Below are 26,997 nucleotides of genomic sequence, written 5' to 3'. Positions count from 1 at the left end.
TGGAAATCCGGGCCCCAACATGATAATATGTCGATTAAAGTCGAATTCTGCAAAGGAGTATACTTCTGTGAATCAACGTTATTGCAGAGAATCAAAGTGTTACAAAACAGCTCGTGTTTTTCCAACGGATGTGAACAACCATGATACACTGTTCGGCGGCAAGCTGATGGCGTATATCGATGACATCGCTTCGATCGCGGCGACAAAGCATTGCCGTCGGACGGTCGTGACGGCATCAACCGATTCTGTCGACTTCCTGCATCCGATCCGCCCTACGGATTCCGTAGGCTTGGAGGCGTACGTGACATGGACAGGCAAGTCGTCTATGGAAGTGTTCGTTAAAGTGGTCAAAGAAGGTCTGTTGTCAGGCGAACGGATAGTTGCAGCGACCGCATTTCTTACCTTCGTCGCTCTTGACGACGACAACAAGCCGGTCCCCGTTCCGGAAGTGGTGCCGGAGACGGCAGAAGAATTGAAGCTTCATGAGACCGCGCCGCACCGTGCCGATATGCGTCGTATCCGCAGACAAGAGAGCAAACGGTTCGCAGGCTTTTTGACCGTCGAGCAGCCTTGGGACTAGAGGTTATTGGTTTAGGTTACTTACATATGCCGGCGCCATCTATGCGAGATGGCGCCGGATTTTTTCTTTTGAGAATGGTCAGCTTCCTTCCCAGGTCCGAAGCCTTACTCGACCAAAGCCGGGGATGGGGACAGGACGGGGGACTGTAGTGTAAGGGTGAGATAAGGAATACACTTACTTTAACGATATTTGACACGTTAAAGGAGCTGCAACAAATGAAAGATGCGAGTACGAAACCGCCTGCAGCGCTTCCGTCAACCGGCCTGATCGGCCGGTATATAGAACGAGCGCTTTATATGGTGTTTATTACATTGCCGCTATCGATTATCGGCTTTGTGGTATCGATTACGTTAACGATCCTTGGCTTTGGCTTAACGCCGATCTTGATCGGTCTGCCGATCTTGAAAGCAGCCGCTTATGTATCACATGTGTTGATGCTTATAGATGTGTATCGCACGAATCGGCTTCTGCCGCATAAGGCGTCTGGCTCTGATCTGCCTTCGGTTCCGTTCGGACCATTCACTTACCGGGAAATGTTTACGTCGTCTGCGCCCTATGTTCCTCTTATGTATTGGATTTTTAAGCTTCCGGCCGCGGTCATCCAATTCGCTATGGCTGTCATTTTCCCGCTGACGGGTGCTGCAATGGTGTTAACTCCGATTGTCTACTTGGTGCTCGACCGGTTCGGCATTCCGATTCTGCAGGACGATGTAGTGTTGGATACGCTATTTCCGAATTTGGAGCCACTGGAGCGCTCATATATTGGATCAGGTCTCGGCGTACTGTTTGTTCTAATGGGATGGCCAATTATCGCGAGGCTGACAGTCGCTCAAGCGGCACGTATCGAAGCACTGCTTCAGCACTCGGCGCGCAAGGCTGCATCCCGGCAGCATAATCAGCCGCAGCCAGCAGTGGAACAGCACCCACCTGTTTACGAACAGGAGCCTGCTTACGAATCGTCGTCTTATCCGCAGCATTCGACGGATATTCTGGAATCGCTCCCTTTCGAGCCGTTCGATCCTAATGCACCGGCCCCACCGTCCTTATCAGCTGATAAGCCGGATTCCGATCTTGACCTCAGAGACGTTCCAATGAACCCTCTCCAGCCGAAGGCTATTATTCCTTAGCTGACGGATCGGTACTGTGCTGGGAACAATAAAAAAGCCCCAAGGATGAGTTGCTTCTCATCCTTGAGGCTGCTTTGCCGGCTCTGCTAGGAAAGCCGATGCATGCGGCAATGCCGCGGGCGGACATACTATTTCTGATCGGTTGCGAGTTCCTTGTATTCGTCGTTGTCCATAACTCGTCTAGCCGTGACATAGCGTTTCGAGTAATAGGAGTCGCTAAGTGCCGAGATGGTTACACCTTTGCTGGACGATGAATGCGCAAATTTGCCGTTCCCGACATAAATGCCAACATGCGAAATGCCGCTGCCGCTCGTATTGAAGAATACGAGGTCGCCCGCGCGAAGCTCGTCCTTTTCGACTTGCTCTCCCATCTTAGCTTGCGAACCGCTTGTCCGTTCTAGAGTAATGCCGAGTTTACCGAATACGTATTGCGAGAAGCCTGAGCAGTCGAAGCCTTTGGTTGTCGTGCCTCCGGACAAATACGGTGTACCGATTAGGTCATCGATCGTATCGTCCAGCTTCGAGTCTGCGAAAGCACTGCTTACTTGCACCGTCAGCAGCATAGCTAGTCCGAGTAAAAATGTAAGCGATTTCTTGCCCAACGTAGCGCTGCCCCTTCCAAAGCCTGCGAGGTTAGCTGTAGGGTTCGGTTGAAGGCTCCCTATGATTCCTGCGGCGTGCATCGATTGATCGAGACGGCGAAATCAATTCACCCAAAGTGGTTCCCCCGTTCCCCGCATACGCGGAGATTCGGCATAGTTTGAATAACAACTCTAAAGATTCGATAAAATTTTATTAATTCCTGCTTAGAATTAGGAAAAATTTCTCGGTAACTCGTTGAGGGACATTAGTTCTTTGTGCACACCATGCTCGTAGAGACCGGATTGCCCAGATGAAATGTGATCATGTGTCGTTACCATTGCTAATGCGATTCCCTAATAAGAGAGCTTATTGTAATCGTTAATGAGCATCTTCTGACGGTATTTACATTTAAGTGGATGAAATACTTACGGAACTCGGCATGCTATACTGTAAATAATTATATATTCCAAGGGAAGACTAATCCTGAGCCGAGGCAGGAGGTTAAGCTGATGAGTAAGGAGAACGGGCAATCCAATGTGAATTTTAATAGGGTGCCGATCCAGATTCCGAATGATGCGCGGTATATCGATCCGGTTATCGATTACATACGTGACGTAATAAAGCCGGAACGGATCGTGCGGGTTGATTCCCATTGGGACTATTACTTAGGCGAAGTGGTCGAGTTTACGAAGGACGGCGTTGAAATGGCCTATGATTGGAATGAGTCTTGGGGGCACGAGTTGACGACGACTACTTCCTCTGAGCAGCAAATCAAGCTCGTTCGGGAGACAGCGGAGCGGATCGCGGAGCATGTGAAGAGCAGCCTATAGAAAAAAAGTTACACTAAAATCCATTTCTGGGAGGAATGGTTTTGTGATCCTCGAATATGTTCATTAGGGGACAAAAACCAAACTGGAAGGTGGATGAGTAATGAAAAGAAAATGGCTCGCTCCGATTGTTGCCGTGCTGTTGGTCGTGATGATGAGCTTTGCGGTATCTGGTTCGGCTGCACCGAGCACGTATGTGCACGGCATATTCTCGACTAAGCCGATGTATGTGCAGGACGGTATTACAGGAGCTTGGCTAAACTCGACTAGCGGCAATGCGATTGCAAGTTGGACTGAACATCCGCTTAGCTCGGGTAATCAGGGCTTCTTCAATGCAATATCGTATGTAGGAGCGACGAAGTATGAGTTCCGGCTGGTTAGCCTGGGCTCGACAACAGTAGATCAGATTTACGGCAAGTTCCATATCTATAAGAATGATGTGCTTGTTGCGTCGGTTGCCGGCACTGTGAACGGACTTAGCCAGCCGGTCGGAGGTTACTTCAAGTTCTATGATGCCTCCAATAGTTGGCATGTATCCGGATATATAACGGATCGGCTTGACTATTAATCTGCAGCTGCGAGTTCGCATGTAAAGCGGTGTGTCCCCTGCCGCTTTACGGTTCAAGCTGTGCTGCAAGAGGTCCCGCTAATTAAGAGCGGGACTTTTTTGCGTTTCAATAGGATGAGCGGGGGCGCTTTGCGCTGACTACAGTGAGCCGAAAGTCGTGCCGTGCTGCTCGATCTACTGGCGAAAAACAGGGTCCTGCTCCTCAAGAGCAGGGCTTTTGATTTGTTTTACTAGGTAATAAGAGTTAATAAAGGTATTTTATATTACATTGGAAAAAATTTTTTATAACATAGATGGTAGATGATGAGAGAGGGGGAAGAGGGCTGAGTTTCATACAGTGCGGCAGTGATGCCATATCCGTCTAAAAGGGAGATGTTAATGATGAAATGGTTTAAGAAACTTGGTGTTACGGTATCCATGTTCGCACTAGCTTCTGGTGTATTTGCTGCGGCAGCCACAGCCTACGACCTTTATGAACCGAACGACACTCTTGCAACGGCAACCCCGATGCCGTTTCATTTTGAGCAGGATCGGTTCTCGGGAATTCAATACCCGGTATATGAAGTGGTTTCCAACATTTCGACCCCAACGGATGTCGATTACTACAAATTGGTTCCATATGCGTCAAAATACATTAGTCTTGCGCATCCTGTTGGATTTGACTATGATTTTGAAGTTTATGATGAGTACGGCAATCTGATTGCAAGCGCCACCTCTACAGCTACATATGAGACGGTAACGTTCTCTACCTCAGCCGTTCGATATGTGAAGGTGTACAGCAAAAATGGTACGTATAGCGGGGACATGAATAAACCTTATAGGCTAAATGCGGCATAATTGAACATCAAGCGCCCCTGTTCATCAAGGAATGAGCGGGGGCGCTTGATGTTATCTATAGTATAGTGAACCGCATGATCTTGAAGGTATCGTAATACGCAAAAACCGCACGCGAATGCCTAGTCATTAGGGCAATCAGCATGCGGTTCCCGTTATAACATGGCCGGGCCATGTGAACGTGCATCTACGTGATTAGTCTACGTCTGGACCGCCGTCTACTTGGTCGGCTGGATCATCCGCATACTTCTCGTAAGATGCCGTGCTCATAATGCGGCGAGCAGATAAATAACGCTTTGAATAATAAGAGTCGCTCAGTTTACTGATCGTGATGCCTTTGCTGGAGGAGGAGTGAGCGAATTTGCCGTCGCCGACGTAGATGCCGACGTGGGATACGCCTTTGCCGCTCGTGTTGAAAAATACGAGATCTCCTTCGCGCAGGTCATCCTTTGCCACTTTCTTGCCAAGCTTGCTTTGTGCGCTTGACGAATGCGGCAAGTCAATACCGAACTGCTTGAATACATACATGGTAAATCCCGAACAGTCGAAGCCTTTGGTTGTTGTGCCAGCTGCACGATACGGCGTACCGTATACGCTGTCGACTATTTCGTTAAGTTTGGAGTCCGCGAAGGCGCTTCCTGCTTGAAAAGCTAGCACCAGGGCGAGACCTGCGAGTATAGCTGAAATCTTGAAACGCACGACTTCGTGCTCCTTCCATTGCCTACGAGGTTAGCTGTGGGGTTCGGTTGAAGGTCCCCTATGATACCCTCTGACCGACCTGTTACAGTGAACAAGCAAGGTCGGGATCAATTCACCCAGATTGGTTCCCCCGTTTTCGTACACGGAAATTCGGCAGTGTTTTTATGTACGGGGAATAGTAATTCGGGTATTTTGAAGAAAATCCTTCCGCTATGTCGAATTTCTAATAATTCTCATGTTTAGTAGCGCGAGATAAATGGATTATGAGAATGTTTCTAATTTTTCTTAAGGATTAATTAATAAAAAAAAGGAAGGCGAAGGCCTCCCTCTCTTAATAGAAATCTAAAGTCCAGTTAGTCGTTCAATCTAATGAATAAGTTGAGAGATAATGACAATTGAAATCGTCATACAAACGATTACCACTGTGAAGTATTTGATATTTTCATTTCTTCCTTTGATTAATCTTATACTTGAGTATGCGATTAGACAAATGAGTGCGATAAACAGAATCAAGAGAATGGGATATCCCAAATTGCGTGCTTCAATAGACTCCATATACATCATCCTAAATTTAATCTTCTCGGGACCGAACTAGAAAGCATGCGGGATCATTCGAGATTAGTTGTCTACTATTATACATAAGTATACCGGATATTTGAATGATAAAGGGAAATAAAACTAAAATTTATACATCATCCTATAAGTTTACAATTTAGAGGGCGTTAAGATAGAAATGCAAGATTCAATACGCAATAAACCTCCCGTAAGGGAGGTTTGGGGGGATATAAAATGGGAGAATCCATTTAACCACTATCCGGGCGCAAGCACTCGAATTGTGCGGCGAGCGTCCATACCTTCAGCATCGTCTGAATGAACCGGTATGCCTGATGAACGAGGATGGCGAGAAACCCGGCCCACAGCATGGAGGCTGACGAGATAAGCAATCCGGCTGCGCCGGCAGCGCACCACATGAAAAGCGAGACGCCGAGATAAGGAAGAAATCGCCGAATGGATTGCCACAGTCCTTTGAATATTCCTTGACCGGACGCGGCTCCGAACTGCATAGCCAGAAAGATCAGATGAAGCAGAATGCCCCAGGACAGCCAGCCGCCGGCAACTGGCAGCAGCGCCTTTGCAATGTCGCTGATCGTATTATCGCTTAACACCGTTGAGACAGCGCGGGGCAGTAGCCAATATCCTGGCGCCAGCGTGAGAATCGACTCAAGCCAGTACAGCGCCGTTACCGGTAGCCAAGCTTTCCGAATGCCGTGCAGGAAGCGCGTGCCTTCGCTGCTCGACGCATGATGAAGAGAGTGGAACAAACCGGCGTTCAATAAGGGCGAGAGCAGCATGCGCATCGCAAGGAGGCCGACGAACATCCATAAGTAAGGCTGAATGAGATCGGTTTTCGTTAGCTGGAATTCCGCTTCGTAGAAGAATAACCGGCCAGCGGACGCCGGCATGCCGGCGTCCGGGAAGCGGCGGAGCAGCGGCGCTATGATACCGTCTATAAGCCGGTACAGGAAGAAGCCCCATAACAGCCGATAAACGAAAAGTACGATAATGATATAGAGGTGGCGAACCGTCAGTGTCCAGCCGGCCTTCAAATGCTGCTTCATGCGATACGCTCCTTTCCGATTGCTGCCCTATTAAGCTTCAGAGGGCATTGCATCGTATCTGCGAATAGGGAAGGGCAGAGCTTCCCGCTGCTATCACCAGCCGAATGCTCCGATTATCGCGTCGAGCAGTTTGGCTGCACCCAGATTCCAGCGTGTGCGCGTCCGGTCGGGCAGCTCGGCTTTCATATAATTGTTGATATGCTTGTTGTCGAGTACATTCGTATTCTTCGGATCGACAGCGGCCCATTGCAGCGGAGCGCTGTGAGAGAACTTGAACTGGATGCGGGCGTCCGATCCGTCCCAGCTTCGTGTCATTGTCGTTCCGTCTGTGAATTGGAAGACGATTGGTACTGAGCCGTTGATGCCGCCCAGTCTGCGTATCTGTACGGTCGATTCGTACTGCGTTGTCCCGTTCTGATGCTTAACCGGCTTGACGGAGATCCGGTCGACGGCAAAGTCAGCCATTTGATTGCCGTACACATACTGGCGGAAGTAATCGCTCCATTTCTTTTTGGTCACCTGCTCAACGACGCGCTCGAAATCAGCAGTAGAAGGGTGCTTGAACTTATACTTCTGGAAGTAGGTCCGTAGTATTTTTTGCATCGTCCGGTCGCCGACCATCTTCTCAATGCCGACGAGCACGAGCTTGGCGCGCATGTACACATTTTCCGCATAATGATCGTGGCTGTGATAGGACCAGGACAATTGCTTAAGCGGCGCAGGGCTGGTCATGTAGCTTGATTCGATTGCTAGGTTCGGCGCGACACCGTACTCCGTCTCCATTACCTTGTCTTCGGCGTAGGAAGTGAAGCCCTCATCCAGCCACGCTTCCTCGAATTCGTTCGTCGCAACCATGCCGTACCAGTATTGATGGCCGATCTCGTGCACGATCGTTCGCTCGAGCGAATAGCCTGGGCTCTCATCCTCGGCAGCAAATGCGGTCACGAGGGTCGGGTATTCCATTCCGCCTGCTCCGTTGCCCCCTTTGGGAGGGACGACAATGGATAGTGTGGAATAGGGGTAAGAGCCATACCATTGTGCATATTTGATCAGCGCTGACTTGGCCGCATGCAGATAGCGATCCTTGAGGCCGGCATGGAGCGGGTCAAGGTACAGCTTGATGCGAACGCCCGGGATGCCGGGAGCGGACAGTGATTCTTCTGCATATACAAAATCGGGAGAGGCTGCCCATGCAAAATCGTGCACGTCATCAGCGTAGAACTGATAGCTTTTCCAATCGCCAGATGTCTGAATCGGCTTCGTCTGGAAGCCGGTGGCAGCTACTTTATACCGCTGCGGTACCGTAATGTTCACGCTGTAGATGCCAAAATCACTGTAAAATTCGGAATTGCCGTGATACTGATGCGCATTCCAGCCATCGGCAGCACGGCCGCGGGTTCCTGCCGTCTCATATACGGCTAGCTTCGGGAACCATTGGCCAGCCATGACAAAATCGCCGGCATAGCCCATTCGCGCGAATACCTCGGGCAGCTTCACCTCAAAGCCGACCTTGAGCGTCACGCTTTTGTTAGGCATCACAGGGGTTTGAAGCCGGAGCTTGGCCAGTGTACGGTCGTCCTCATTCCCGTCATCAGGCTGTACATAATGAAGCCGTGGCAGCAGGCTTTGGCCCTGCTCAGTCAGCAGCTCGGTAATGTTCATGTAGCCGTAGCTGTTCGCTGTGGCGCGATCCTCGCGCAGCTGTCCGCCCGACTCGCGCATGAACGAGGACTTCGGAGAGTAGAAGGCGTTCGGATACAGATGCCAGTACAGCTCGGATACCGGCTGGCGTCCCGGATTCGTCCAGGTGACGATCATTTGACCATTTAGCATGCGGCCTGTCTGATCCAGCTTCACGTCGATATGGTATTCGGACACTCGCTTGCTGAGCGTCTGGGTATCCGGCGTCATGATGGAGTTCGGCTCAGGACTGCCTGAAGGAGCGGGGCCGTTAGACGACGTTCCAGGAGCTGTGGTCACCCGGCTGCCAGGGCTGCTTCGCTGGCTTGCGCTGAGGTCATTTTCCATATCGTCGTCTGAATGAATGATGCGGTCCGGGCTTCCGGCTTCGAAAAGCCTGTCTTTCGTGCTTGTGGCGATCCCTGAGCTGGTGGCATGGATTTCACTAGACGAATAGGCGTACATATAATGCGACTTCCAAGCTTCGCCGAATCCTTGGGACGACGTGTAACCGAGCACAGTGGCGAGGAGCAGTGCGACGGCAATTCCTTTGACGTGTCGTGGAGTCATTGAACGATTCCCTCCCGTTGACAAGCATCTAAGGCATGTATATGTTTGCATTTCGCGGATTATTAGCTAAAATGGAATTATTGTGAGGCGAAGCGGACAAACTCATGCGGGGCGCGGCCTCGCGGGCTCTGGCCGCCCGCCGCAGGGCTGCGGATGATAAGTTGGGAAGGCAATCTGACGTTCGGATCAGCAAATTGTTGGCGTCAGCGCGGCACCGTAAGCGGAAAGGTGTGAAGATAGATGGAACAACAAGGTCAAGGCGGTTCGGCGGAAGCACCGAAGCCGAAGAAGTCGTTGTCGCTTAACGTAGTCAGCAATAAGGAGCATCGGGGATTTGGCGCCGGCTCCATTGATTTGAGCTCGGTATCTCCTGTCATTATCGACGGGGCGGAAGCGGTCATCGACGTCGGCGCAATGCATGCGAAGAGCAAGATTGAGAAGGGGATTAAATTCAGCCCGAATAAGGAAGATGTACCGAATGGCAGACCGTGCTGGATTGTCTGGATCGCGGTAGACCGTAATGAGGAAGGCTCATTCTATGGCGGAGCGACGTCATGCGAGATGCTCATTGACACCGAGGCGCGGCGCGGATGGAAGATTCTCGCCGATCATGTTAATCGGCTGGATTACGCCATTAAGCGGCGGATTATACTGGACAACCTTGGTCCAGAGCAGAAGGCAGCGCTGAAGAAGCTGCTTGTCGAGCATAATCAAGAATGGTGGGACCGTTCTTCCGAAGAGTTGAAGCAAGCGCTTGAAGCTTAGCAATAGAGAAAACCGGCACTAGCTGCTGTGGAGCAGCTGAATGCCGGTTTTTTTATATATGGCGAAACGCTAGCCTTAGCTGTTCCAATCTCGCCGAAGCGTGAACAGATCTTTCAGTTCCTCTGTCGACAGCTCCGTAATCCAGCCTTCCGAGCTCGTGATGACATTATCGCTCAGCTGCTGCTTGCTCTCCAGCATTTCATCGATCTTCTCCTCCAGTGTACCCAGTGCGATAAATTTATGAACCTGGACATCACGGGTTTGACCCATTCGGTAAGCGCGGTCGGTTGCTTGATTCTCTACAGCGGGATTCCACCAGCGGTCATAGTGAAACACATGGTTCGCCGCCGTCAGATTGAGCCCAACGCCGCCTGCTTTAATCGATAAAATGAATACGCCCGGCTGTTCGCCGGCGGGAAGCGTCCGGGATTGGAACCGTTCAATCATGGCGTCCCGGGCTTTCTTGGACGTGCCGCCGTTCAGATAGAGCACCGGCTCTTGAAGCCGCTTCTCCAGCACCTGCTTCAGCATATTGCCCATCCCGATGTATTGGGTGAAAATAAGGCAGCGGTCGCCTTCCTCGCGCAGCTCCTTCACCATCTCCAGCAGCCTCTCCAGCTTTGAGGAGCGGGCAATGAGCTGGTCCATGGCGGATTCATATTCGCCCTCCGTCTGTTCGGAAGCATTGGCTTGGGCTGGATCGGACTGTATGCGATTTGCTGTTAGTTCCTGACTCAGTTCCAGCTCCGGCAGAGGCTCCCCGGTCAGCAGAATAGGATGGTCGCACAGCTGCTTCAGCTTCGTCAGCGCTGATAGAATGACGCCTTTGCGCTCGATGCCTTCGAGCGTTTGGATCTTCTCCATCAGATCGCTTACCGTTTGGTCGTATAAGGCACCTTGTTCAGGCGTGAGATGGACATAGGTTTTCATCTCGTTCTTATCCGGCAGATCAAGCTGAATGCTCGGGTCCTTCTTCTTGCGGCGCAGCATGAACGGCTTGACGAGACGCTGCAGCTCTTGGGTGCGATGTACGTCATGCTCCTTCTCGATTGCGTTCGCGAACCGCTGCTGGAAGCCCTTGGCGGTACCCAGATACCCCGGATTAATAAAATCGTAGATGGACCACAACTCGGACAGCCGGTTCTCGATTGGTGTGCCGGTCAAAGCAATTCTGTGATCGGCGGTAAAGCTTCGGATCGCAGAGGACTGCTTGGTCTGCGCATTTTTAATATTTTGTGCCTCGTCTAAGCAGATGGATGCCCAATGGTATTGCTGCAGCAGCTCCTGATCGAGCGCGGCGGTCGAGTAAGACGTAAGCATGACATCTGCCGCGGTCGCCTCCGCAAGAAACGCCTCCCCGTTAAGACGCCTGCTGCCATAATGGAGCATGACGCGCAGCGAGGGTGCGAAGCGTTGCAGCTCCTTCTGCCAGTTGCCGATTACAGACGTCGGGCAGATGACGAGCGCAGGCATGGGAGGCCGGTCGGAGCGGGTTGGCGAAGCGGCCGCGGACTCCTTCACGTGCAGTAAATAAGCGATTAGCTGCACCGTTTTGCCAAGTCCCATGTCGTCGGCTAGACACCCTCCGAGTCCGAACTGCCGCAAATAAGCAAGCCATGCAAAGCCTTCGCGCTGATAGGTGCGAAGCTCGGCATGCAGTCCGGCCGGCGGAGGCTCCAGCGGCCATTCGGAAGGCTGTCCTAATCGGTTTACGAGCTCAATTAGCTGCGAATTCAGCTCTACCTCCAGCTTTATCCGTTCTTCCTTATCGTCGTCCTTATCCGTAGAGGAGTCATTCGTGCCGCCAGCTTGACCTTGGTCGTGGGCGCCAAGCAGGTGAAGCTGCAGCACGTCTTGGAATGACAGTCCTTGTGATCGGTCGATGCTGTCCATCGCCCGTCGAATTTGGGAGAGCAAATTCGGGTCAAGCGCGATCCACTGGCCTCGGAAGCGGACGAGCCGTTCGTTGCGGGCTGCAAGCTCGTTGAACTCGGCTTCTGACAGATCGGCGTCTCCAATTGCGATCCGCCAATCAAAGTCGACGATTGCATGCAGGCCGAATAGCGATGGTCCGCCTCCGCGTGAGCCTGCGGCATCGCGTACTTTGGCACGCAGACGGGGCTTTTTGCGGCTGGCTGCCTCCCACCAAGCGGGGAGCAGCACTTGCCAGCTGGCCTCGAGCAGTCGGTGGCTGTCGTAAGTTAAGAACTGCCAAGCCGCCTCATCGGGCATCGGGCTGCTGAGGATATCGTCTTGGCCACCGTTTAACCGTGCGGGCGGTAAGCAGGCGCGCAGACGGTCCAGCCAGCCAGCTGAGCGCTCCTGGATTGATGAAGACCATGCCACAGGCCATGAACCGAAGGCGCGTCCATCTTCTGCGATTCGGATCGCAACAAGCAGCGAAGGATCAAGCTTATCCTGTAGTACGAGCTGAAGCCGCCAATCGGGCTCGGTTTCATCCGGCTCCAGCAGCTGCAGCAACGGGCGGAACGGGGCGGTATCCGCCTTCCAGCCTGCAGCAATCAGCCATGCTGTCTCGTCTAGACCGGCATTCTGGGCAGCGTTGTTCGTGAATAAAAGCGGGAATTCCTGACGCAGGTCAGCGGAGGCGGCCTCCGTGCCGTAATACGTCTCATAGACTGAAGCGGAGAATGCAGCCTGCAGACCTTCTGCGAACCGGTTACGTTTATCTGCCAGTGAAGCAAGAATCGCTTGCTCCTCCGTCTTAAGCTTGTCGGCGTCCCATATCCATTGAAGCGGCTTGCCACCCTTCATCGCAGTGAAGCTTGGCTTGAATCTTCGTTCTTCGATGCAGGAGGCAAGCAGAGGCGCGGCTTCGACGATAGTGCGGGCATCATCCTCCCATATCCACCCGATATGTTCAAGGAGTTCATGCTCGGCAAGGAATGGAATGACCTGCTCGGCAGGAAGCAGTACGAGCTCGACGCCCTGGACGGACTGTGTAGTTAGCTCAGTGCCGTAGAAGGACGGCTTATGCCAAGCGAATAGTCGCTGCTTGATGAAGAGACCGGATGCATATTCTCCTGATTCTAGCTCTCCGTATATTAACGCATCGCCGTAGTTGGTCAGACTGATTTGTAGATGTATCGTCTGCAAGTAATATCGTTTCATTCGATCAGCTTTCCTTTCCGAAGCTCTTCCTGCAAAGCTCGGAGCCGGCTGTGCCGGTCGGCGAATGCCTCCAGGAATTGCTCCCAGCGCTGTTCTTGCTTTAGCTTCTTGTACAGCTTGGCGAGCCGCTTCAGCAGCTTGACGGCGGATTTATAGCCATCTCTATTCTTGGCCAGAACATAACGCTCGACGGCTTGATGATAATAAGGTAGCAGCGCCTCGGGCGCATGCTTCTCGATCGGTGTAAGCTCCGTAGCGCGGTGTGCTAATGGATCAATGCCGGAGCTCATCTGGTAGTCGATCCATTGGCGCCACTTGCCGTAGGTGAGCAGCGCTTCATCGTATATATGCTCGGAAGCAGGAAGCATACCGATCAGCGTCTGCCACATTACGTGCTCCGCCTCTGGCAAATGCTCGATCAGCGTATTCCAGCCTGCCATATAGGTGTACAGCTCCATGGAGCGGTGGACGCTGAGCAGGTCACCGAGCTCGATGAGCCAGCGAAGCATGCGGTCCCAGTCCCGCTCAGCCGACAGAAAGCGCAGGAAGGCCGTTAAGTCTGAGGGTAGAATAGCGTTCCCCTGATTTGCCTCGCGCAGCGTCGTCCATGCCTCTTCATCTTGTGACAAGTAATAATGCATCCAGCTCCTTGCAAGCTGGCTAGGCAGTAGGGAACGCGCATCTTCTATTGCAGGCTTCGCTGCAAGAAGCTTCTCCAGCTCTGCCGCGAACGGACGAAGCTCACCGGCTGGAGGCTTAAGCCATGTCGACCACAGCAGCAGGTACACGTTCAGTAAAGTGCGAGCGGTCCCAGCCTCCGACAGCATCTGGCGGCGCACCTCATCGGTTATATCAGCAAGCCTCTGACGGATGGCTGTCTCTTGTTCGACATTCGTGATAGCCGCGAACGGAGACTGGCCGTTAAGCAGGCTATCGATTTCGCGCGTTAAGGCTGACAACGCCTCTTGAGACTGAAAGCTGTAGAAGTAGCCGAGCGCATGCCACTGCTGCCGAGTGCTGGCTAATAGTTTATCCAGTGCGTATAAGCGGGCGGCCAGCTCGTAGATTAGATCTAGATCAGCGGGGAGAGGTGGCTTTATTCGCTGGATGGAGGCAAGTATGGCTTGTCCGTTCAAAAGACTGCGAGTGTCGGTCAGCGTCTGCGTACATTGCTCGAACAGTTCGCGCCACTGCACCATCGATAGCTCCGGCAGCTTCTTGGCCTGAAGAAGGAGCTGCTGTAAGGTCGGGCTTGAAGAGACTGCTTGGCTGGAGTGTGCCGGGATGACGCCTGCCAATTTCGCGTTTATGATAGCGGCGGCAGGCCGTCCGCCTCGTTGTGCATATTGGAGCAGCACGGCCACGATATGCTTGCAGTTACTGCCTACCGGGCATTCGCATCGGCTCGCGGAGAGCTTGTCCACGTTCAGCTTGGTGTTGTAATGCTCGGAGCCAGCTACGACAGCTATAATGAGCTGCTCATTCAGCGGTGTGTAGGATCGAACCCGTCCCTGCTTGAAATACTGAAAGCCGCGCGACAGCGTTACGTCATTGTAAAGCGCGGCGGCCTGCGTTAGCAGCTTGTTCCAGTTGTTATCGTCTATCGTCGGGGAGAGAGAGCTCATTATGTAATCTCCTAAACGTTGAATAGTGTAATGATTGCTTATCAGACATTATACAACATGCATCGGACAATTAAAGAAAAGCCGGCCGATACCGTTCGTTGTCATCGATCGGTTCGGCCGGCAATTAGCAGGTTAAGTGGATTAATATTTATATCGGCGCAGCATCTCCTGAAGCTTGGCAGCGGTGGCGCTCAACGCTTCAGAAGAAGCAAGCACCTCCTCCATGCTGGCGAGCTGCTCCTCTGTCGAGGCGGATACCTCCTGCGTCTTGTCGAGCGTAGTACGGGAATGCTCAGACGTTTCCTGTACGGATGAAGCAACCTCCTCTGTCGAGGCAGATATCTGCAGGGAAGAAGCTGATACATCGCTAATCTGCTGGGCAACGCTGTCGATAGCATCCGATATTCCATCGAACAGCACGGTCAGCTGATTCATTGCAGCCATGCCGCGAGCTGTTTCCTCGGCGCTGCCGCTCATTGCAGCGAACGCTGTTTGAATGCCCTCTGCTGCTTCCAATACAAGCTTGCCGATCTCATCTGCCGACTGTCGGGATTGCTCGGATAGCTTCTTCACCTCTTGGGCGACGACGGCGAAGCCCTTGCCGTGTTCGCCGGCCCGCGCTGCTTCGATATTCGCATTGAGCGACAGCAGATTGGTCTGGTTCGCGATTTCGGTCATGACGGCTGCGATAGAACCGATCTGGTCAGACAGCTGGCCAAGCCTGTTGAGTGCTTCGGCTGTCTCGTCAGAGCTTCTCTGGATCGCGGTCATGCGCTTCGCCGCATCTAAGACGGCCTCTCGCCCGTCGGCCGCGTTTGCGGCGGCTCGGCTAGCGTTATCGGACACGGTGCCAGCCGATTCGGCAATGCGCGTAACGCCATCTGCCATCTCTGCCATTGCGTCGGCATTTTGTTCGGATATCGCATATTGCTGATCGGCCATGGAGCTTAGCTCTTGAATGGCTTGAGCAATCTGGTTGGTCGCCTGCGTCGTCGTACTTGCCGCCGATTCCATATCGATGGACGCTGCCGCGAGCTGCTCAACAACGGTATGATTCGAGCGCAGCAGATCGGAGAAGGCTTCAGCCGCGCGGTTGAAGGCTAACCCGACCCCTTGCAGCTCGTCCCGCGTCACGAGATTAGTCCGAACGCTTGCATCGCCTTCGGCGAGTAGGTTGGCTGTCTTCTCCAGTTCGACGATTGTACCTTTCACATTTCGGTAGAAAGCGATAAAGAACAACACAACAAGGAGCAAAATGATACCAATCAGAGCGAACATTCTAATTAATTCGTTTCTCGCCCCTTCGATGCGATGATCCAGCAGGTGGTCCATCAACGCCGATACTTCGTCGTAAAGGTTTGCCATGCTGCCAATTGCTTCCGTACCGTGTGTAAAATATTCGTCGCTTTTAATCGCCAGCTTTTCGCTCAAAATTTCTGTCTTGAATAAGGTGCTGTAATCTAGAACGGCTGCGTTAGCTGCGTTAAAGACCTCTTCCAATTCCGCTACCTTATCGTTGTAACCGAGTGCGCTTGTCCAATCCTTCTGCAAGCTTGCATTCGCATTCTGGATGCGGTCGTAATCGAGCATATAACTCTGCAGCTCTGCCGGATCTAGCTTGCCGCGAAGCAATGTACCGGTCGCTTGACCGCGTGTTTTAGCAACGATCTCGGTCATCTGTGGCAGCCGCTGTACAATCATGTCCATTAAATAATAAGTATGAGACTCTTGATCGAGAGTCAGTCCGGATTCGTCTGAAATCGTAATAGTAAGGTTCAACAGATCTTCAATTAGCGATGTATGCATATCAAAGCTGTAATTAGCCGAGTAATATTCAGATTTCTCCTGCAGCGTAGTCAATCCAGTCTGGATGCTGTTCCAGGTCATAGCAATTTTAGATTGTTTACCGTATGTGAGGACTTGCTTGTTAATTTCTTCGAGATAAGGCTGCCATTCATTCTGAAGCTGCTGGAGCTCCGCTTTGACGCTCGTATCCCCGTTCAAATAAGCGTTAGCCCGCCCGCGATGCTTCTGAACGACAAGGATTAGTTGTTCGACTGGTCTAAGGGTTTTGAGGCCGTTCTGTTCGTCCTTGCTGACTGTAATGGTTTTCTGAACTTCTGATGCCAGAGAATAAGACATGAATCCGATAGGGATGAGGAATAGGAGTCCGATCAATATGAACTTCTGGTTGTAGTTGATGCGGTTCATGATGAATGTAAACGGCTTTAACATTGTAAGACGCTCCTCGGGACTGATGTGTTAGACTTATTGACAATTTTAGACGATAGGAGACGACAATCCAATGTAAATTTTGCAAGAGAATAAAATTTTTTAATTTATCTTAACAAAAATATAACATTAAACGGGAAAAAAGTTAGCAGTCTATTCAAATGGAACTCGTAGACTGCTATGAGGCATATAAAATTTAATGCCTTAGAGGAGCAACAGTCCGATGCACAGCATGGCTGCAAGTGTGTAGAGGATACAGGAAATTGGATGGCTCCGCACGTTTCGCCAGGAACGGGCCATCGTACTGCACATCGAGATTGCGGCGGCGACGGTAGCGGCGGCGAGCAGATCGGATGCCCAGCGAACAGGCAAATTGACGGAATCGGTGCGGCCGGTGTGGAAAGCGTGGCTGCCCAATGGGGAGGTGCCGGATTCCTGTGACCAGCTGGCATTGATTCCGAGCCAAGCGGCAAGCAGCGGCAGCACCAGCAGATGTGCGGCATGCGCCGCTAGAACGAGCAGCACGCCGCCGACCGGTCCAACACGGCGGATAAGGTTGGGTCTGCGATTACGATCTTTAGCGCTGACTAGTCCCTTCGGCTGTTGTTGAGAAGCGAGATGGTTGTGGTTGTACGAGGAAAGAGACTGCTTGGAAGCATCGTCGCGCTGCGAGAAAGTCGGCCGATCAGTAGTGGGGGACTGCTGTGGCTGCGGTTCATCGAAAGATAATCTTGTAGTAGGCGAGTAGAGGGGTGGCTGTTGACCTGCATTATGCAGCGTTAAACCATCGCCAGCAGCTTTGACATGGCAGGATGTTGGTCGATCAGACATGCGCTCACTCTCCCGCTTTAAGATGCATCAGTATATGACCGGCTGCAGGTCCATTATGTACCGAAAGCGTCATTCCATTATTTACATTGGGGAAGCGGTTCGATAAAATGAAGGAGTCGATTTGTTAACCTTAGAATTAATTTACTGGTTAACAAATAATAGAGGGAGAGGAAGTGATCGCAATCGGGAACATGCGGAATATACGGACCTCGTATACGCAGACGGGGGTTGCCGCCATTGGAATGAACCGCTGGCAGCTGTTGGCCGACAAGGCGCTGCGGGGTGAGCTACTGACGCTTGAGGAAGGGCTGTCTGTACTTGAGGCGGATAATGCCGAGCTGCTGCCGCTGCTTCACGCCGCATATACGGTTCGCAAACACTATTATGGCAACAAAGTGAAGCTGAATATGATTGTGAATGCCAAGAGCGGTTTATGTCCCGAAGATTGCGGCTATTGCTCGCAATCGATTCGATCGACCGCCTCGATTCCGAAGTATACGATGCTGGATAAGGACACGCTGCTCGCTGGAGCACGGGAGGCTGTGAATCGTCAAGCTGGAACCTACTGCATTGTAGCGGCCGGACGCGGTCCGACGGAGCGGGAGCTTGCTCAGGTTATTGATGCAGTACGCGAAATTCGGGATACGATGCCGCTCAAAATATGCGCCTGCCTCGGCATTCTTAGCGATGAACAGGCCGCCCGGCTGCAGGAGGCAGGCGTTCACCGCTATAACCACAATTTGAATACAAGCCGGCATAATTATAATTCGATTACGACCACGCATACGTATGATCAGCGCGTCGACACGGTCGAGAAAGTGAAGCGCAGCGGCATGTCGCCGTGCTCAGGCGTTATCGTTGGTATGGGGGAGACGCCGAAGGAGCTGGTCGAGACGGCATTCGCGCTGCGAGAACTGGATGCGGACTCGATTCCGGTTAACTTCCTGAATCCGATCCCGGGAACGCCGCTTGAAGGCATGCCTTTAACGCCGCCGATACAGGCGCTTAAGATGTTGGCGCTGTTCCGCTTCGTCTGTCCGAGCAAAGAGATTCGCGTCGCCGGAGGCCGCGAGCTGAGCCTGCGCTCGCTGCAGCCGCTGGCGCTTTATGCCGCTAACTCGTTGTTCGTCGGTGACTATTTGACGACGGAGGGGCAGGCGGTCGAGGCCGATCATCAGATGATCGCCGATCTTGGCTTTGAGATCGAGCAGTGTGCGCTGTAGCCTTTAACGCAGGTAGGACATCCCGTTTTCTTGCAGCCGCTCGATTGCGGTAGAGAACGCGGTCTGTCCTTCTTGTTCGATACGCTCCAAAGCTTTGTTAATTGAGATCTGATCGTTTATCGCCAAATCAATCCATTTCTCCGCGGTCTCAACGAATGCATTTACGGCATCGTGGTGGAAGATATCATATGGATTATAAGTTTCCATTGAAGGTTGAAGCATGGTAAGCGGAGCTAGATCGTGGCCTTCAATAACAGGCAAATATTCTGAACGTGCAGGGATACCCCAGTTAATCAATTGTAACGCATTGGAAGCTAGGTATTTATCGTCATTCGTAATAAACGATATAAATTTCCAAGCTTCTTCCGGATGAGCAGAGTCGGATGAAATGGAAAAAATTTCGCCCACCGAATATTGATTAGAAAGGTTAGGGTTCGCTGGATTGACGGGTGCGGTCACCATTCCCCAATCGATATTATTGCCGTCGTGTGGAATTTGTTTATTGTAGATTTGGAAGTTATATGCCGTTGCCAGAGAGCCGAAAGACATTGCCGTGTTGCCCATTAGGATAGGACTATAAGTAAACTCATTCATATCGGGCTTGTTAAAGACCGCTTGCTTACGAAACGCCTCAATGACGTAGGAGCTGATTTCTTTCCATTTAGGTGTGTTGATCGTGATCTTCAAAGTGGCAGGATCGATCACCTGTAGCTCTTCGGTCCTGCCAACGGATAGAATCGTAAGGAATGGGATGTCCCGATAGTGGCTTGTAACAAGGCCATACAGGCTACGGCTGTCGTTCATTTGAGAGGGGAACCGCTCCGCAAGCTTCAGGAGCTGTTGCCAGCTCATTTGGTTCGAGGGTTCAGGAACGCCGTATTGGGCAAATAAATTTTTATTGTAGAAAAGCACTGTGCTATTGAACGTTGGTGAGATACCGAACAGTGCTTTAGTTGAAGGATCTTCGAATGGTTTATATGTAATGGGCTGCATTTTGTTCAAGTCTAGTCGTTCTTTTCGGATATAGGGACTGAGATCAGCCAGCTTCCCTGCTTCTTGAAGTCTCTTAAATTCGGTAATCTTATCATTGAACACAATATCGAGCTGTCCGGGATCGAAAGCTCCATTACGAGTTGTCTGGATGACCTCAAGATGGATGAAGGGGTATCTCTGCTCGAAGAAGTAACCGACCCGCTTATAGAAAATTTCGGAGTCCGGGTAATTGACCTTGAGTGTCACAGGTTTATGGTCAGGTTGTGATACACATGAGGTCAGAATCAATTCTATTGTAATAATGACTAGCATTAACGATATCCGTTTCATAAATCCTCCTGCGGCTTGCCGTTCGTATTTATGCCAGATACAAAAGGCGAGGAGTTGCTTCCTCGCCTTCCCTTTTATTATGGCCAAGTATGAGTAGCTAAAATTGCTTCGCTGTAGTCACCGTTCGTGTAATAAGATCTGGCTGCTGCTTGAAGGAGCAAACCGGATTTTTTATCTGCCTGGATGGAGACTTCATAATTAGATTTTCCAGTTTCTGTTCTACTTTTAATTAATTTGCTCCCATCATGTACGGTGACATATAATTTGAGTTCCTTCAAATCGGGATTATGGCTGACTGCCGTAACATCACCTGTCATTGTGACTGCGCTAATGTAAGGTGAAGACCACTGGGCAGTTACGGAACTTAAGGGGTCCGCCACACCTGTAGATCCTGCTAGAGCAGGGACAGCGGAAGCGAGCAGCATGGCTAGTGCAAGAATTGAGGTTGTAGCTTTCTTGTTCATTATTCATTCCTCCAAACAAAATGATATATGTATTAACGGGGCGAGCTCCGTTGATACCGAATATTAAGGTGAAGATTGACCTGAGATGAGGTCCAATGTTTTCTGTTTGTACTCTGCCAGAGCATCCTCTCGTGAGACTCCGTGCTGCAGGTCTTGAATGACGCCATGTTACCCATTGCAATAAATTCGACTGGTATATCGTCGAAGGAGACGGAGTTAACTGCCCGATGGCTGTCAGATAGTCGCTTGGCGTTACCGATTTGTTGGAGCTAATTCCAACAGTATTGATCTCCCACTTGGCAGCGGTGTTTGACGTCAAAAATTTCAACAATTCGAGAGCAACCTCTGGATAGGCGGATTTGGTGGAAATAGCGTAAAACCCTTCGACCGAGTACAAGGGCGAACTGCTAGCATTCTGGGGATCGACAGGCATAGGAGCAAGTTCCCATTGAAAGTCGGGATATGCATACTTGAGCGCGGTGTGCTGTCGGTAATTAATAAGGGCCATAGCGCACTTGCTTGATATGTAGGGGTCTGATCGCCTATTCACACTTCAGAATTAGAGATGATAGTATAGTTCAAATTAGGAAATTTCGTTGTGAAGTAGATTAGGATATCGTTTGTTCAACTCCTGAGAAGAACGGTACCCGATCGTTAGCGAGGCTTCTTGACGAAGCAGCGGGTTGTCTTTAGGTCTGTTAAGCGGGTAATGCGGATCAAAAACATACCTCATTGAATGTTAAAATTTTACAATAAATATAATAATTAAAATATATAATACAATTTAACATAATAGAGTCGCTTGAGAGAACGAAAACTAATTTACGGTTTTCCGCAATTTAATGGGTAGGCGGGAGAGGATTACGCAATAAGACAGCAAGAAGCAGCCGCATATGACGGCTGCTCTTGCTATTTGCGCTTAATATTAATTGTCGGCTGAGTCATACTCGTTGCAGTTGTAGCCCATCCTGACCGCATCATGCCGCCCATTGGACTAATATCCCCGCTTGCTCCTGTTCCGGTTTGACTGCTGATTGTGCCGCCAGAGGCAGGGGGACCGATGAAGATGGTCTCCTTCGCCGTCTTGACCGGAGCGAGTGCAGATGAGATGAGCGCTGGATCGATACGATAGGACAGCTGGAACACTTCCGGCGGCGGCGTCCGCAGGAAGTCAGACACTTCAGCATTTTCTACTTGGCTGCTGTTGAAGAATAAATGCAGCCGCGTCCGGTCGGTCACCGGCGTAATCCAGTGAAGCCAGCCCATCGGAATAAAGACGACCTGGCCTGTCCCGGCCGGATTGTTGATGAGTTGAGACGTATCGGGATTGAGAATCGACACGACGACTCGGCCTTCAATGACGACGTCCAGCTCCCACGCATTCGGGTGCCAATGCGGCTCGCGAATTTGTCCCTTGGTCATATATAAGTCGGCTATCGAACCGCCAACCATAGCGAGCGGGAATTTGCGTAGCGGATACTTCGTAGGCCAGATTGTGATCGTCGGCCTTGAACAGGAGGTTGTCTTTCAAGTTATAAGTAAGGTTAGGGTTACCTGCGTTTTTCTTTAGATTCAAATTATCAGTTACGAGGCCTGCTCCGCCCATCGAGCAACATCCTCTCGCGCATCGTGATGCTGTAACGTATGGCAATACAGTCTCTTAGGTGTATGTCTCATGGTCCGCTTGAACTTCGAAATAAAAAAAGCTTCCAGCACGACCCATTGTTAGGGAAGCTGCGGGAAGCTGTATGAAGAAATAAATTATACTTCGACAACCCAACCGAACGGATCTGGAAGCTCCGTACGTTGAATGCCGGTAATCGTGTCGTATACGCGGCTGGATAGTTCGCCCGTTTTGTTGTTGTTGATGACGAACTTCTCGCCTGCGTAGTGAAGAGCGCCGACTGGCGAGATAACAGCAGCCGTGCCGGTGCCGAACGCTTCCTCCAGCGTACCGTTCTTATGTGCTTCGACGAGCTCGTCGATCGAGATGGTACGTTCTTCGACCGGAACATTCCACGAGCGGAGCAGCTGCAGAACCGATTTGCGCGTAATGCCGTCCAGGATGCTGCCGTTCAGCTCAGGAGTAACGACCGTACCGTTAATTTTGAAGAACACGTTCATGCTGCCGACTTCCTCGATATATTTGCGATGCACGCCGTCGAGCCATAGTACTTGGGAGTAGCCAAGCTCAGCTGCGCCTTCCTGCGCTTTTAAGCTTGCCGCATAGTTGCCCGCTGTCTTCGCGTTGCCGACGCCGCCTTTGACAGCACGGACGTACTCAGACTCAACATGAATCGGAACAGGATTCAGGCCTTCGCTGTAATAAGCGCCAACCGGAGACATAATAATCATGAACAAATATTTCAAGGATGGCGATACACCAAGCGCTGGTTCCGTAGCAATGACGAATGGACGGATGTAGAGCGAAGTGCCTGGCTCCGAAGGAACCCATTCGCGGTCAACGTCGATGAGTGTGCGAAGCGCTTCATGAGCAACCTCTGGATCGATCGCTGGAATGCTTAGACGTTCATTGGAACGGTTAAGGCGCTGCCAGTTTTGATCAGGACGGAACAGCACGATGCGGTTGTCATCTGTCCGGTAAGCTTTCAATCCTTCGAAAATCGTCTGGCCGTAGTGGAACACCTTCGCGGCCGGATCGAGTGAAATGTTCTGGTATGGAACGACGCGAGCGTCGTGCCAGCCTTGGCCGGCATCATATTCCATAATGAACATGTGATCGGTGTAGGTTTTGCCGAATACGAGATTTTTCTCGTCTGGGCGTGGTTTGGGATTACTTGTGCGAGTAACCGAAATTGAAACTTTCGACAACATGAACAGCCCCTTCTTATCGTTTTATTAGTGTGAAGAAAACGACTATATTAATTGAATCGTATCACTCTCTTCTATATATTGAAAGTATCAGTTTTATAGAGTCAACATACTTTTTGGGTATGATTGAAACGGAGGTGGAAAACGATGGATATCCGGCAGCTTCGCTATTTTATTGCAATTGCAGAGGCGGGTCAAATTACGCGCGCCGCCAAGTCACTTAACATGGAGCAGCCTCCGCTCAGCAGGCAGTTGAAGCAGATGGAACGGGAGCTCGGCGTGACGCTGTTCGATCGAAGCAGCAAGCAATTAACACTGACGCACGCAGGCGAGCTGCTGCGGGAGCGGGCGGAAATGCTGCTGCGGCAGTTTCACGAAACCGTGCAGGAAGTTAAGGAGGTCGAGGAGGGCGTACAAGGGCTGTTGTCGATCGGCGCCGTCGTCTCCTGCGTCTCCCTGCTTCCTCGTGCAATTGAGCGGTATCGAGAAAAGTATCCCCAGGTTACCTTCAAAATAAGCGAGGGAGATCACTTCCAGCTCGGCGATGCTCTAGTCAAACGCGGCATCGAGCTGGTCGTCGCCAGACTGCCATTCGAATTCGCTGCCGATTCGCCGTATGAGCACGATGTGCTGCGTCTTCCGTCTGACCCTTACGTGGCCGTGATCCCACGCAAATGGACGTCCGCCGATACGCAGACCTCAATCTCGCTGGACGAGCTAGCGTCCCATCCATTCTTAACGCTCAAGACTGACCAGACGATCGGCATGCACGAGCAGGTGATGAATGAGTTTGGCCGCAGCGGCCTTGTCCCTCATATCATATGCGAATGCTCGAGTGTTGCGATTATTTTATCGCTGGTTGCAGCAGGCATCGGCGCTACGGTCCTGCCGAAGTCGGTCGTGGCGATGTCGCCGATCGACTCGCTGCGGATGCTGCAAATTGAAGGAGCCGACTTCCAGTCCGAGGTCGGCATTGTCTGGCTGAAGGACCGGTATCTGTCGAAGAGCGCCCGGCATTTTATTGAGCAATATAAGGATGGGTATTAAGCTATTACGGGAGTCTCTAACGGCACAAAACGTGATGCCCCGTATCCACCCAAACCTATGAGTGTGATACGGGGCTTATCAGGTTACTCCTTCCGCCACCAGCGCTTCAAATCGTTCCACCACGATTTGTGCTCCTGTGCTTGGTGATCTGCGGTGCCATCCGCTGGCATTTTGTCGCCGCTGCCGACTACGGGCTCGGAGCCGTCGCAGGTGACGGTCGGCTCGGTGCCAGCGACGAACGTCTCCAGCCGCTTATTGTCTTCACAGCCTTTTCCGGCGAGCTTGCCTGATTTCGGATCGACGTACGCGCTTACGACGCCGGATGGCATCGGGAATATTTTCGGAGGGACGGACGCCAGCGCGCCTTCCGTAAACGCCGCGAAGATCGGCGCCGCCCGGTGGGCCTCCGTCGTTGTCAGTTGGCGTCCTTTGTCGTAGCCAACCCAGACCGCCGTAGCTAGCTCAGGCGTATACCCGACGAGCCAAGCATCCGAGGCTGTCGTGCCGGTCTTGCCTGCTACGGGGCGGTTGATTCTGGCGGATACCCGGTGTCCTGTTCCGCCTGTCTCGAACACGCTTTCCATTAAGCTCGTCAGGACATAGGCATACGCAGGGTCCACGACCTGCTCTGATTCATGACTCGCCTCATATAACACGCTGCCGTTTCGGTCCTCGATTCTTAATATCGCGATCGGCTTCACGCGCACGCCTCCGTTCGCGAACGTACCGAAGGCTGACGCCATCTCAAACGGGCTGACCGGGAACGTGCCGAGCGCAAGCGACGGGACAGGCTTCATCGGGCTGTCGATGCCAAGCTTACGAGCCATGGCGATCACTTTGTCTGCCCCAGTCTGCATTATCGTATTGACTGCATAAATATTGTCCGAGCTTGCGATGGCTTGACGCATATCGATGAAGTCGCCGGCGTACTTGTCATTATAATTATGCGGCTCGTACGTCAGTCTGCCGTCGTCGTAGGTGAACGTCGTCGGCTCGCTTTTATATGAAGTAAGAGGGGTAATCCCCTCCTGCTGCAGCGCGGTCAAATAGAGTATCGGTTTGAAAGAAGAGCCGGGCTGCCGCGTCGTCGCGAATACGCGGTTGTATTGGTTGTTCGGGTAGTCGCGTCCGCCGACCATCGCTTTCACATAACCGTTGCGCGGATCAATGGCGATAAGCGCCGCCTGCTGCTCCGAGTCGGCTGGAATGTTCTCGGCGATCGCTTTCTCGGCGGCCAGCTGCGCATCACGATCGAGCGTCGTATAGATACGAATACCGCCCTCGTTCAGAAGCTGCTCATCAATGCCCAGCTCGCCCGTAGCGACGGAACGGATATAGTCGCGGAAGTAAGGGGCGAAGCCATCTCCGCGCGATTCAGCCAGCGGCTTGAATGTCAGCAATTCGGCGTATGCATCCTTGGCCTCCTGTCGGGTAATGATCCCTTGGTCGGCCATGGCATCGAGAATCGTCAACTGCCGGTCCTTAGCATTTTTCATATTATTGTAGGGTGAGTAGTACTTTGGACCTTTTGGAATGCCTGCCAGCAGTGCGCTTTCGGCAAGATTGAGCTCGGATGCCCGCTTGCCGAAGTATTGCTCTGCTGCCGCCTCGATTCCGTATGCACCATGCCCGTAGTAGATCTGATTCAGGTACATATTAAGAATTTCATCTTTGGAGTAGTGCATCTCGAGCTGTGCCGTATACATCGCCTCTTTCAGCTTGCGCTTCCAAGTACGTTCTTGTGTTAAATACAAATTGCGCGCAAGCTGCTGCGTCAGCGTACTGGCGCCCTGCTTCTTGGACAAGTTCTTGGCGTTGACGAGCATCGCACGAGCCATGCCTTTTACATCGAAGCCGCTGTGATCGTAGAAGCGCCGATCTTCGATTGCCAGCGTTGCTTGTACGACATAGGGTGATATTTGGTCGAGTGGTACAGAGCTCCGATTCTGTGTCGTATGGAATGTATCGATTACGTTACCCTGAAGATCGAGCATTTGGGACGTTTGGGTGATAGAAGCGGCTGGTAGTGATTGAATGCGCAAATAGAGCAGCATACCGGCAGTTGAGGTGATGAATAAGGCGATTATTACGCCGGCAAGCTTAGCGCGTCTCTTCCATTTAGCTCGTCCGGTAAGCCGCGGCCATAGCCGTTCGGCGATAATCGGGAACAGCGGCGGCCTGCGATGCACAGCACGCTTAGGCACAGTTTTACGGCGGGGGATACCGGGTATACGATGCTTCAGTCGAGCGAACCAACGTTTCATGCGGCAGCTTCCTCTCGGTTGAAAACTTCTTATTTCCTTAGTATGGAAAAAGAAAGGCGGCGCTATTCGCAATAGAACTGAAATGTTTCCGCGGTTTTTAGCTTTTTTGTATAAAAGGATCAGGTTGTTATTAGGTTTTGCTGCCAGTAAGGTTCTTCAAAAAAGCGGTTGAA

20 protein-coding genes, 1 pseudogene and 2 riboswitches are annotated in these 26,997 nt (G+C 51.7%); of the genes and pseudogenes, 8 read left to right on the top strand and 13 right to left on the bottom strand.

The features are described 5' to 3' along the window. Nucleotides 1-19: 19 nt before the first annotated feature. Nucleotides 20-580 carry an acyl-CoA thioesterase gene (locus PXY01_RS15380; protein ID WP_127570961.1) on the top strand — a complete coding sequence of 187 codons (561 nt, stop codon included), beginning with the start codon at nt 20-22 and terminating at the stop codon, nt 578-580. A gap of 215 nt (nt 581-795) precedes the next feature. After that, nucleotides 796-1,707 (top strand): sensor domain-containing protein, encoded by a 912-nt coding sequence (locus tag PXY01_RS15375; protein ID WP_127570900.1) that lies wholly within the window; start codon nt 796-798, stop codon nt 1,705-1,707. A 128-nt stretch (nt 1,708-1,835) separates the two neighbouring features. Here PXY01_RS15375 and PXY01_RS15370 read toward each other — a convergent pair whose 3' ends face one another. Beyond that, nucleotides 1,836-2,270 (bottom strand): C40 family peptidase, encoded by a 435-nt coding sequence (locus PXY01_RS15370; protein WP_127570960.1) that lies wholly within the window; start codon nt 2,268-2,270, stop codon nt 1,836-1,838. A 44-nt stretch (nt 2,271-2,314) separates the two neighbouring features. Continuing rightward, a riboswitch (cyclic di-AMP (ydaO/yuaA leader) is annotated at nt 2,315-2,473 on the bottom strand. Nucleotides 2,474-2,798: 325 nt separating this feature from the next. Here PXY01_RS15370 and PXY01_RS15365 point away from each other — a divergent pair. From PXY01_RS15365 to PXY01_RS15355, 3 genes are all read left to right on the top strand, one after another. Next, the gene (locus PXY01_RS15365; RefSeq protein WP_127570899.1) at nt 2,799-3,119 is read left to right on the top strand and encodes a hypothetical protein; all 321 of its coding nucleotides are present in this window, start codon (nt 2,799-2,801) and stop codon (nt 3,117-3,119) included. Between the two features lie 100 nt (nt 3,120-3,219). Further along, nucleotides 3,220-3,684: a hypothetical protein gene (locus PXY01_RS15360; protein ID WP_127570898.1), complete on the top strand. Its 465-nt coding sequence runs from the start codon at nt 3,220-3,222 to the stop codon at nt 3,682-3,684. Between the two features lie 378 nt (nt 3,685-4,062). Then, a complete protein-coding gene (locus PXY01_RS15355) occupies nt 4,063-4,521 on the top strand; it encodes a hypothetical protein (protein WP_127570897.1) in 459 nt (152 codons plus the stop codon). Between the two features lie 192 nt (nt 4,522-4,713). Here PXY01_RS15355 and PXY01_RS15350 read toward each other — a convergent pair whose 3' ends face one another. From PXY01_RS15350 to PXY01_RS15340, 3 genes are all read right to left on the bottom strand, one after another. Further along, nucleotides 4,714-5,217, bottom strand: coding sequence for a C40 family peptidase (locus PXY01_RS15350; RefSeq protein WP_127570896.1), 504 nt, complete (start codon nt 5,215-5,217; stop codon nt 4,714-4,716). 4 nt (nt 5,218-5,221) lie between these two features. After that, nucleotides 5,222-5,383: riboswitch (cyclic di-AMP (ydaO/yuaA leader) on the bottom strand. 637 nt (nt 5,384-6,020) lie between these two features. Further along, the gene (locus PXY01_RS15345) at nt 6,021-6,836 is read right to left on the bottom strand and encodes a hypothetical protein (RefSeq protein ID WP_127570895.1); all 816 of its coding nucleotides are present in this window, start codon (nt 6,834-6,836) and stop codon (nt 6,021-6,023) included. A 93-nt stretch (nt 6,837-6,929) separates the two neighbouring features. After that, nucleotides 6,930-9,086, bottom strand: a complete 2,157-nt coding sequence (locus PXY01_RS15340) for a M1 family metallopeptidase (RefSeq protein WP_127570894.1) — start codon at nt 9,084-9,086, stop codon at nt 6,930-6,932. A gap of 240 nt (nt 9,087-9,326) precedes the next feature. Here PXY01_RS15340 and PXY01_RS15335 point away from each other — a divergent pair, with 240 nt between their 5' ends. Further along, nucleotides 9,327-9,851, top strand: a complete 525-nt coding sequence (locus PXY01_RS15335) for a YwhD family protein (protein WP_127570893.1) — start codon at nt 9,327-9,329, stop codon at nt 9,849-9,851. 75 nt (nt 9,852-9,926) lie between these two features. On the opposite strand, the gene PXY01_RS15330 is transcribed toward PXY01_RS15335, so the two are convergent. From PXY01_RS15330 to PXY01_RS15315, 4 genes are all read right to left on the bottom strand, one after another. Next, nucleotides 9,927-12,983, bottom strand: coding sequence for a DEAD/DEAH box helicase (locus PXY01_RS15330; RefSeq protein WP_127570892.1), 3,057 nt, complete (start codon nt 12,981-12,983; stop codon nt 9,927-9,929). Beyond that, nucleotides 12,980-14,608, bottom strand: coding sequence for an SWIM zinc finger family protein (locus PXY01_RS15325; RefSeq protein ID WP_127570891.1), 1,629 nt, complete (start codon nt 14,606-14,608; stop codon nt 12,980-12,982). Before PXY01_RS15325 ends, PXY01_RS15330 begins: the two co-directional genes overlap by 4 nt. 141 nt (nt 14,609-14,749) lie before the next feature. Beyond that, nucleotides 14,750-16,843 (bottom strand): methyl-accepting chemotaxis protein, encoded by a 2,094-nt coding sequence (locus tag PXY01_RS15320; protein ID WP_127570890.1) that lies wholly within the window; start codon nt 16,841-16,843, stop codon nt 14,750-14,752. A gap of 201 nt (nt 16,844-17,044) precedes the next feature. Next, nucleotides 17,045-17,671 (bottom strand): hypothetical protein, encoded by a 627-nt coding sequence (locus PXY01_RS15315; protein ID WP_127570889.1) that lies wholly within the window; start codon nt 17,669-17,671, stop codon nt 17,045-17,047. A 242-nt stretch (nt 17,672-17,913) separates the two neighbouring features. Here PXY01_RS15315 and bioB point away from each other — a divergent pair, with 242 nt between their 5' ends. Further along, nucleotides 17,914-18,894: a biotin synthase BioB gene (gene bioB / locus PXY01_RS15310; protein ID WP_127570959.1), complete on the top strand. Its 981-nt coding sequence runs from the start codon at nt 17,914-17,916 to the stop codon at nt 18,892-18,894. A gap of 3 nt (nt 18,895-18,897) precedes the next feature. Here bioB and PXY01_RS15305 read toward each other — a convergent pair whose 3' ends face one another. From PXY01_RS15305 to PXY01_RS15290, 4 genes and pseudogenes are all read right to left on the bottom strand, one after another. After that, nucleotides 18,898-20,217 carry an ABC transporter substrate-binding protein gene (locus PXY01_RS15305; RefSeq protein ID WP_127570888.1) on the bottom strand — a complete coding sequence of 440 codons (1,320 nt, stop codon included), beginning with the start codon at nt 20,215-20,217 and terminating at the stop codon, nt 18,898-18,900. 77 nt (nt 20,218-20,294) lie between these two features. After that, nucleotides 20,295-20,681: a hypothetical protein gene (locus PXY01_RS22865; protein WP_246027962.1), complete on the bottom strand. Its 387-nt coding sequence runs from the start codon at nt 20,679-20,681 to the stop codon at nt 20,295-20,297. Between the two features lie 909 nt (nt 20,682-21,590). After that, nucleotides 21,591-22,287, bottom strand: a pseudogene (locus PXY01_RS15295) (cupin domain-containing protein). Nucleotides 22,288-22,442: 155 nt separating this feature from the next. Beyond that, nucleotides 22,443-23,516 (bottom strand): branched-chain amino acid aminotransferase, encoded by a 1,074-nt coding sequence (locus PXY01_RS15290; protein WP_127570886.1) that lies wholly within the window; start codon nt 23,514-23,516, stop codon nt 22,443-22,445. 144 nt (nt 23,517-23,660) lie between these two features. Here PXY01_RS15290 and PXY01_RS15285 point away from each other — a divergent pair, with 144 nt between their 5' ends. After that, nucleotides 23,661-24,560, top strand: coding sequence for a LysR family transcriptional regulator (locus PXY01_RS15285; RefSeq protein ID WP_127570885.1), 900 nt, complete (start codon nt 23,661-23,663; stop codon nt 24,558-24,560). Between the two features lie 83 nt (nt 24,561-24,643). Here PXY01_RS15285 and PXY01_RS15280 read toward each other — a convergent pair whose 3' ends face one another. Continuing rightward, nucleotides 24,644-26,824: a transglycosylase domain-containing protein gene (locus PXY01_RS15280; protein ID WP_127570884.1), complete on the bottom strand. Its 2,181-nt coding sequence runs from the start codon at nt 26,822-26,824 to the stop codon at nt 24,644-24,646. Nucleotides 26,825-26,997: the final 173 nt, after the last annotated feature.

Source organism: Paenibacillus xylaniclasticus (assembly GCF_004001065.1).
Classification (GTDB): Bacteria; Bacillota; Bacilli; order Paenibacillales; family Paenibacillaceae; genus Paenibacillus_T; species Paenibacillus_T xylaniclasticus.
Note: the sequence above shows the minus strand (reverse complement) of the source record. Positions and strands in the feature narration are given on the sequence as shown.

Excerpts from the sequence above, each read along its gene's own strand:
- PXY01_RS15370 (WP_127570960.1), bottom strand. The coding sequence starts at position 2,270 with ATGCTGCTGACGGTGCAAGTAAGCAGTGCTTTCGCAGACTCGAAGCTG.
- PXY01_RS15335 (WP_127570893.1), top strand. The coding sequence starts at position 9,327 with ATGGAACAACAAGGTCAAGGCGGTTCGGCGGAAGCACCGAAGCCGAAG.
- PXY01_RS15380 (WP_127570961.1), top strand. The coding sequence starts at position 20 with ATGATAATATGTCGATTAAAGTCGAATTCTGCAAAGGAGTATACTTCT.
- PXY01_RS15330 (WP_127570892.1), bottom strand. The coding sequence starts at position 12,983 with ATGAAACGATATTACTTGCAGACGATACATCTACAAATCAGTCTGACC.
- PXY01_RS15365 (WP_127570899.1), top strand. The coding sequence starts at position 2,799 with ATGAGTAAGGAGAACGGGCAATCCAATGTGAATTTTAATAGGGTGCCG.
- bioB (WP_127570959.1), top strand. The coding sequence starts at position 17,914 with ATGAACCGCTGGCAGCTGTTGGCCGACAAGGCGCTGCGGGGTGAGCTA.
- PXY01_RS15285 (WP_127570885.1), top strand. The coding sequence starts at position 23,661 with ATGGATATCCGGCAGCTTCGCTATTTTATTGCAATTGCAGAGGCGGGT.
- PXY01_RS15290 (WP_127570886.1), bottom strand. The coding sequence starts at position 23,516 with ATGTTGTCGAAAGTTTCAATTTCGGTTACTCGCACAAGTAATCCCAAA.
- PXY01_RS15355 (WP_127570897.1), top strand. The coding sequence starts at position 4,063 with ATGATGAAATGGTTTAAGAAACTTGGTGTTACGGTATCCATGTTCGCA.
- PXY01_RS15340 (WP_127570894.1), bottom strand. The coding sequence starts at position 9,086 with ATGACTCCACGACACGTCAAAGGAATTGCCGTCGCACTGCTCCTCGCC.
- PXY01_RS15280 (WP_127570884.1), bottom strand. The coding sequence starts at position 26,824 with ATGAAACGTTGGTTCGCTCGACTGAAGCATCGTATACCCGGTATCCCC.
- PXY01_RS15375 (WP_127570900.1), top strand. The coding sequence starts at position 796 with ATGAAAGATGCGAGTACGAAACCGCCTGCAGCGCTTCCGTCAACCGGC.
- PXY01_RS22865 (WP_246027962.1), bottom strand. The coding sequence starts at position 20,681 with ATGAACAAGAAAGCTACAACCTCAATTCTTGCACTAGCCATGCTGCTC.
- PXY01_RS15360 (WP_127570898.1), top strand. The coding sequence starts at position 3,220 with ATGAAAAGAAAATGGCTCGCTCCGATTGTTGCCGTGCTGTTGGTCGTG.
- PXY01_RS15345 (WP_127570895.1), bottom strand. The coding sequence starts at position 6,836 with ATGAAGCAGCATTTGAAGGCCGGCTGGACACTGACGGTTCGCCACCTC.
- PXY01_RS15325 (WP_127570891.1), bottom strand. The coding sequence starts at position 14,608 with ATGAGCTCTCTCTCCCCGACGATAGACGATAACAACTGGAACAAGCTG.
- PXY01_RS15320 (WP_127570890.1), bottom strand. The coding sequence starts at position 16,843 with ATGTTAAAGCCGTTTACATTCATCATGAACCGCATCAACTACAACCAG.
- PXY01_RS15305 (WP_127570888.1), bottom strand. The coding sequence starts at position 20,217 with ATGAAACGGATATCGTTAATGCTAGTCATTATTACAATAGAATTGATT.
- PXY01_RS15315 (WP_127570889.1), bottom strand. The coding sequence starts at position 17,671 with ATGTCTGATCGACCAACATCCTGCCATGTCAAAGCTGCTGGCGATGGT.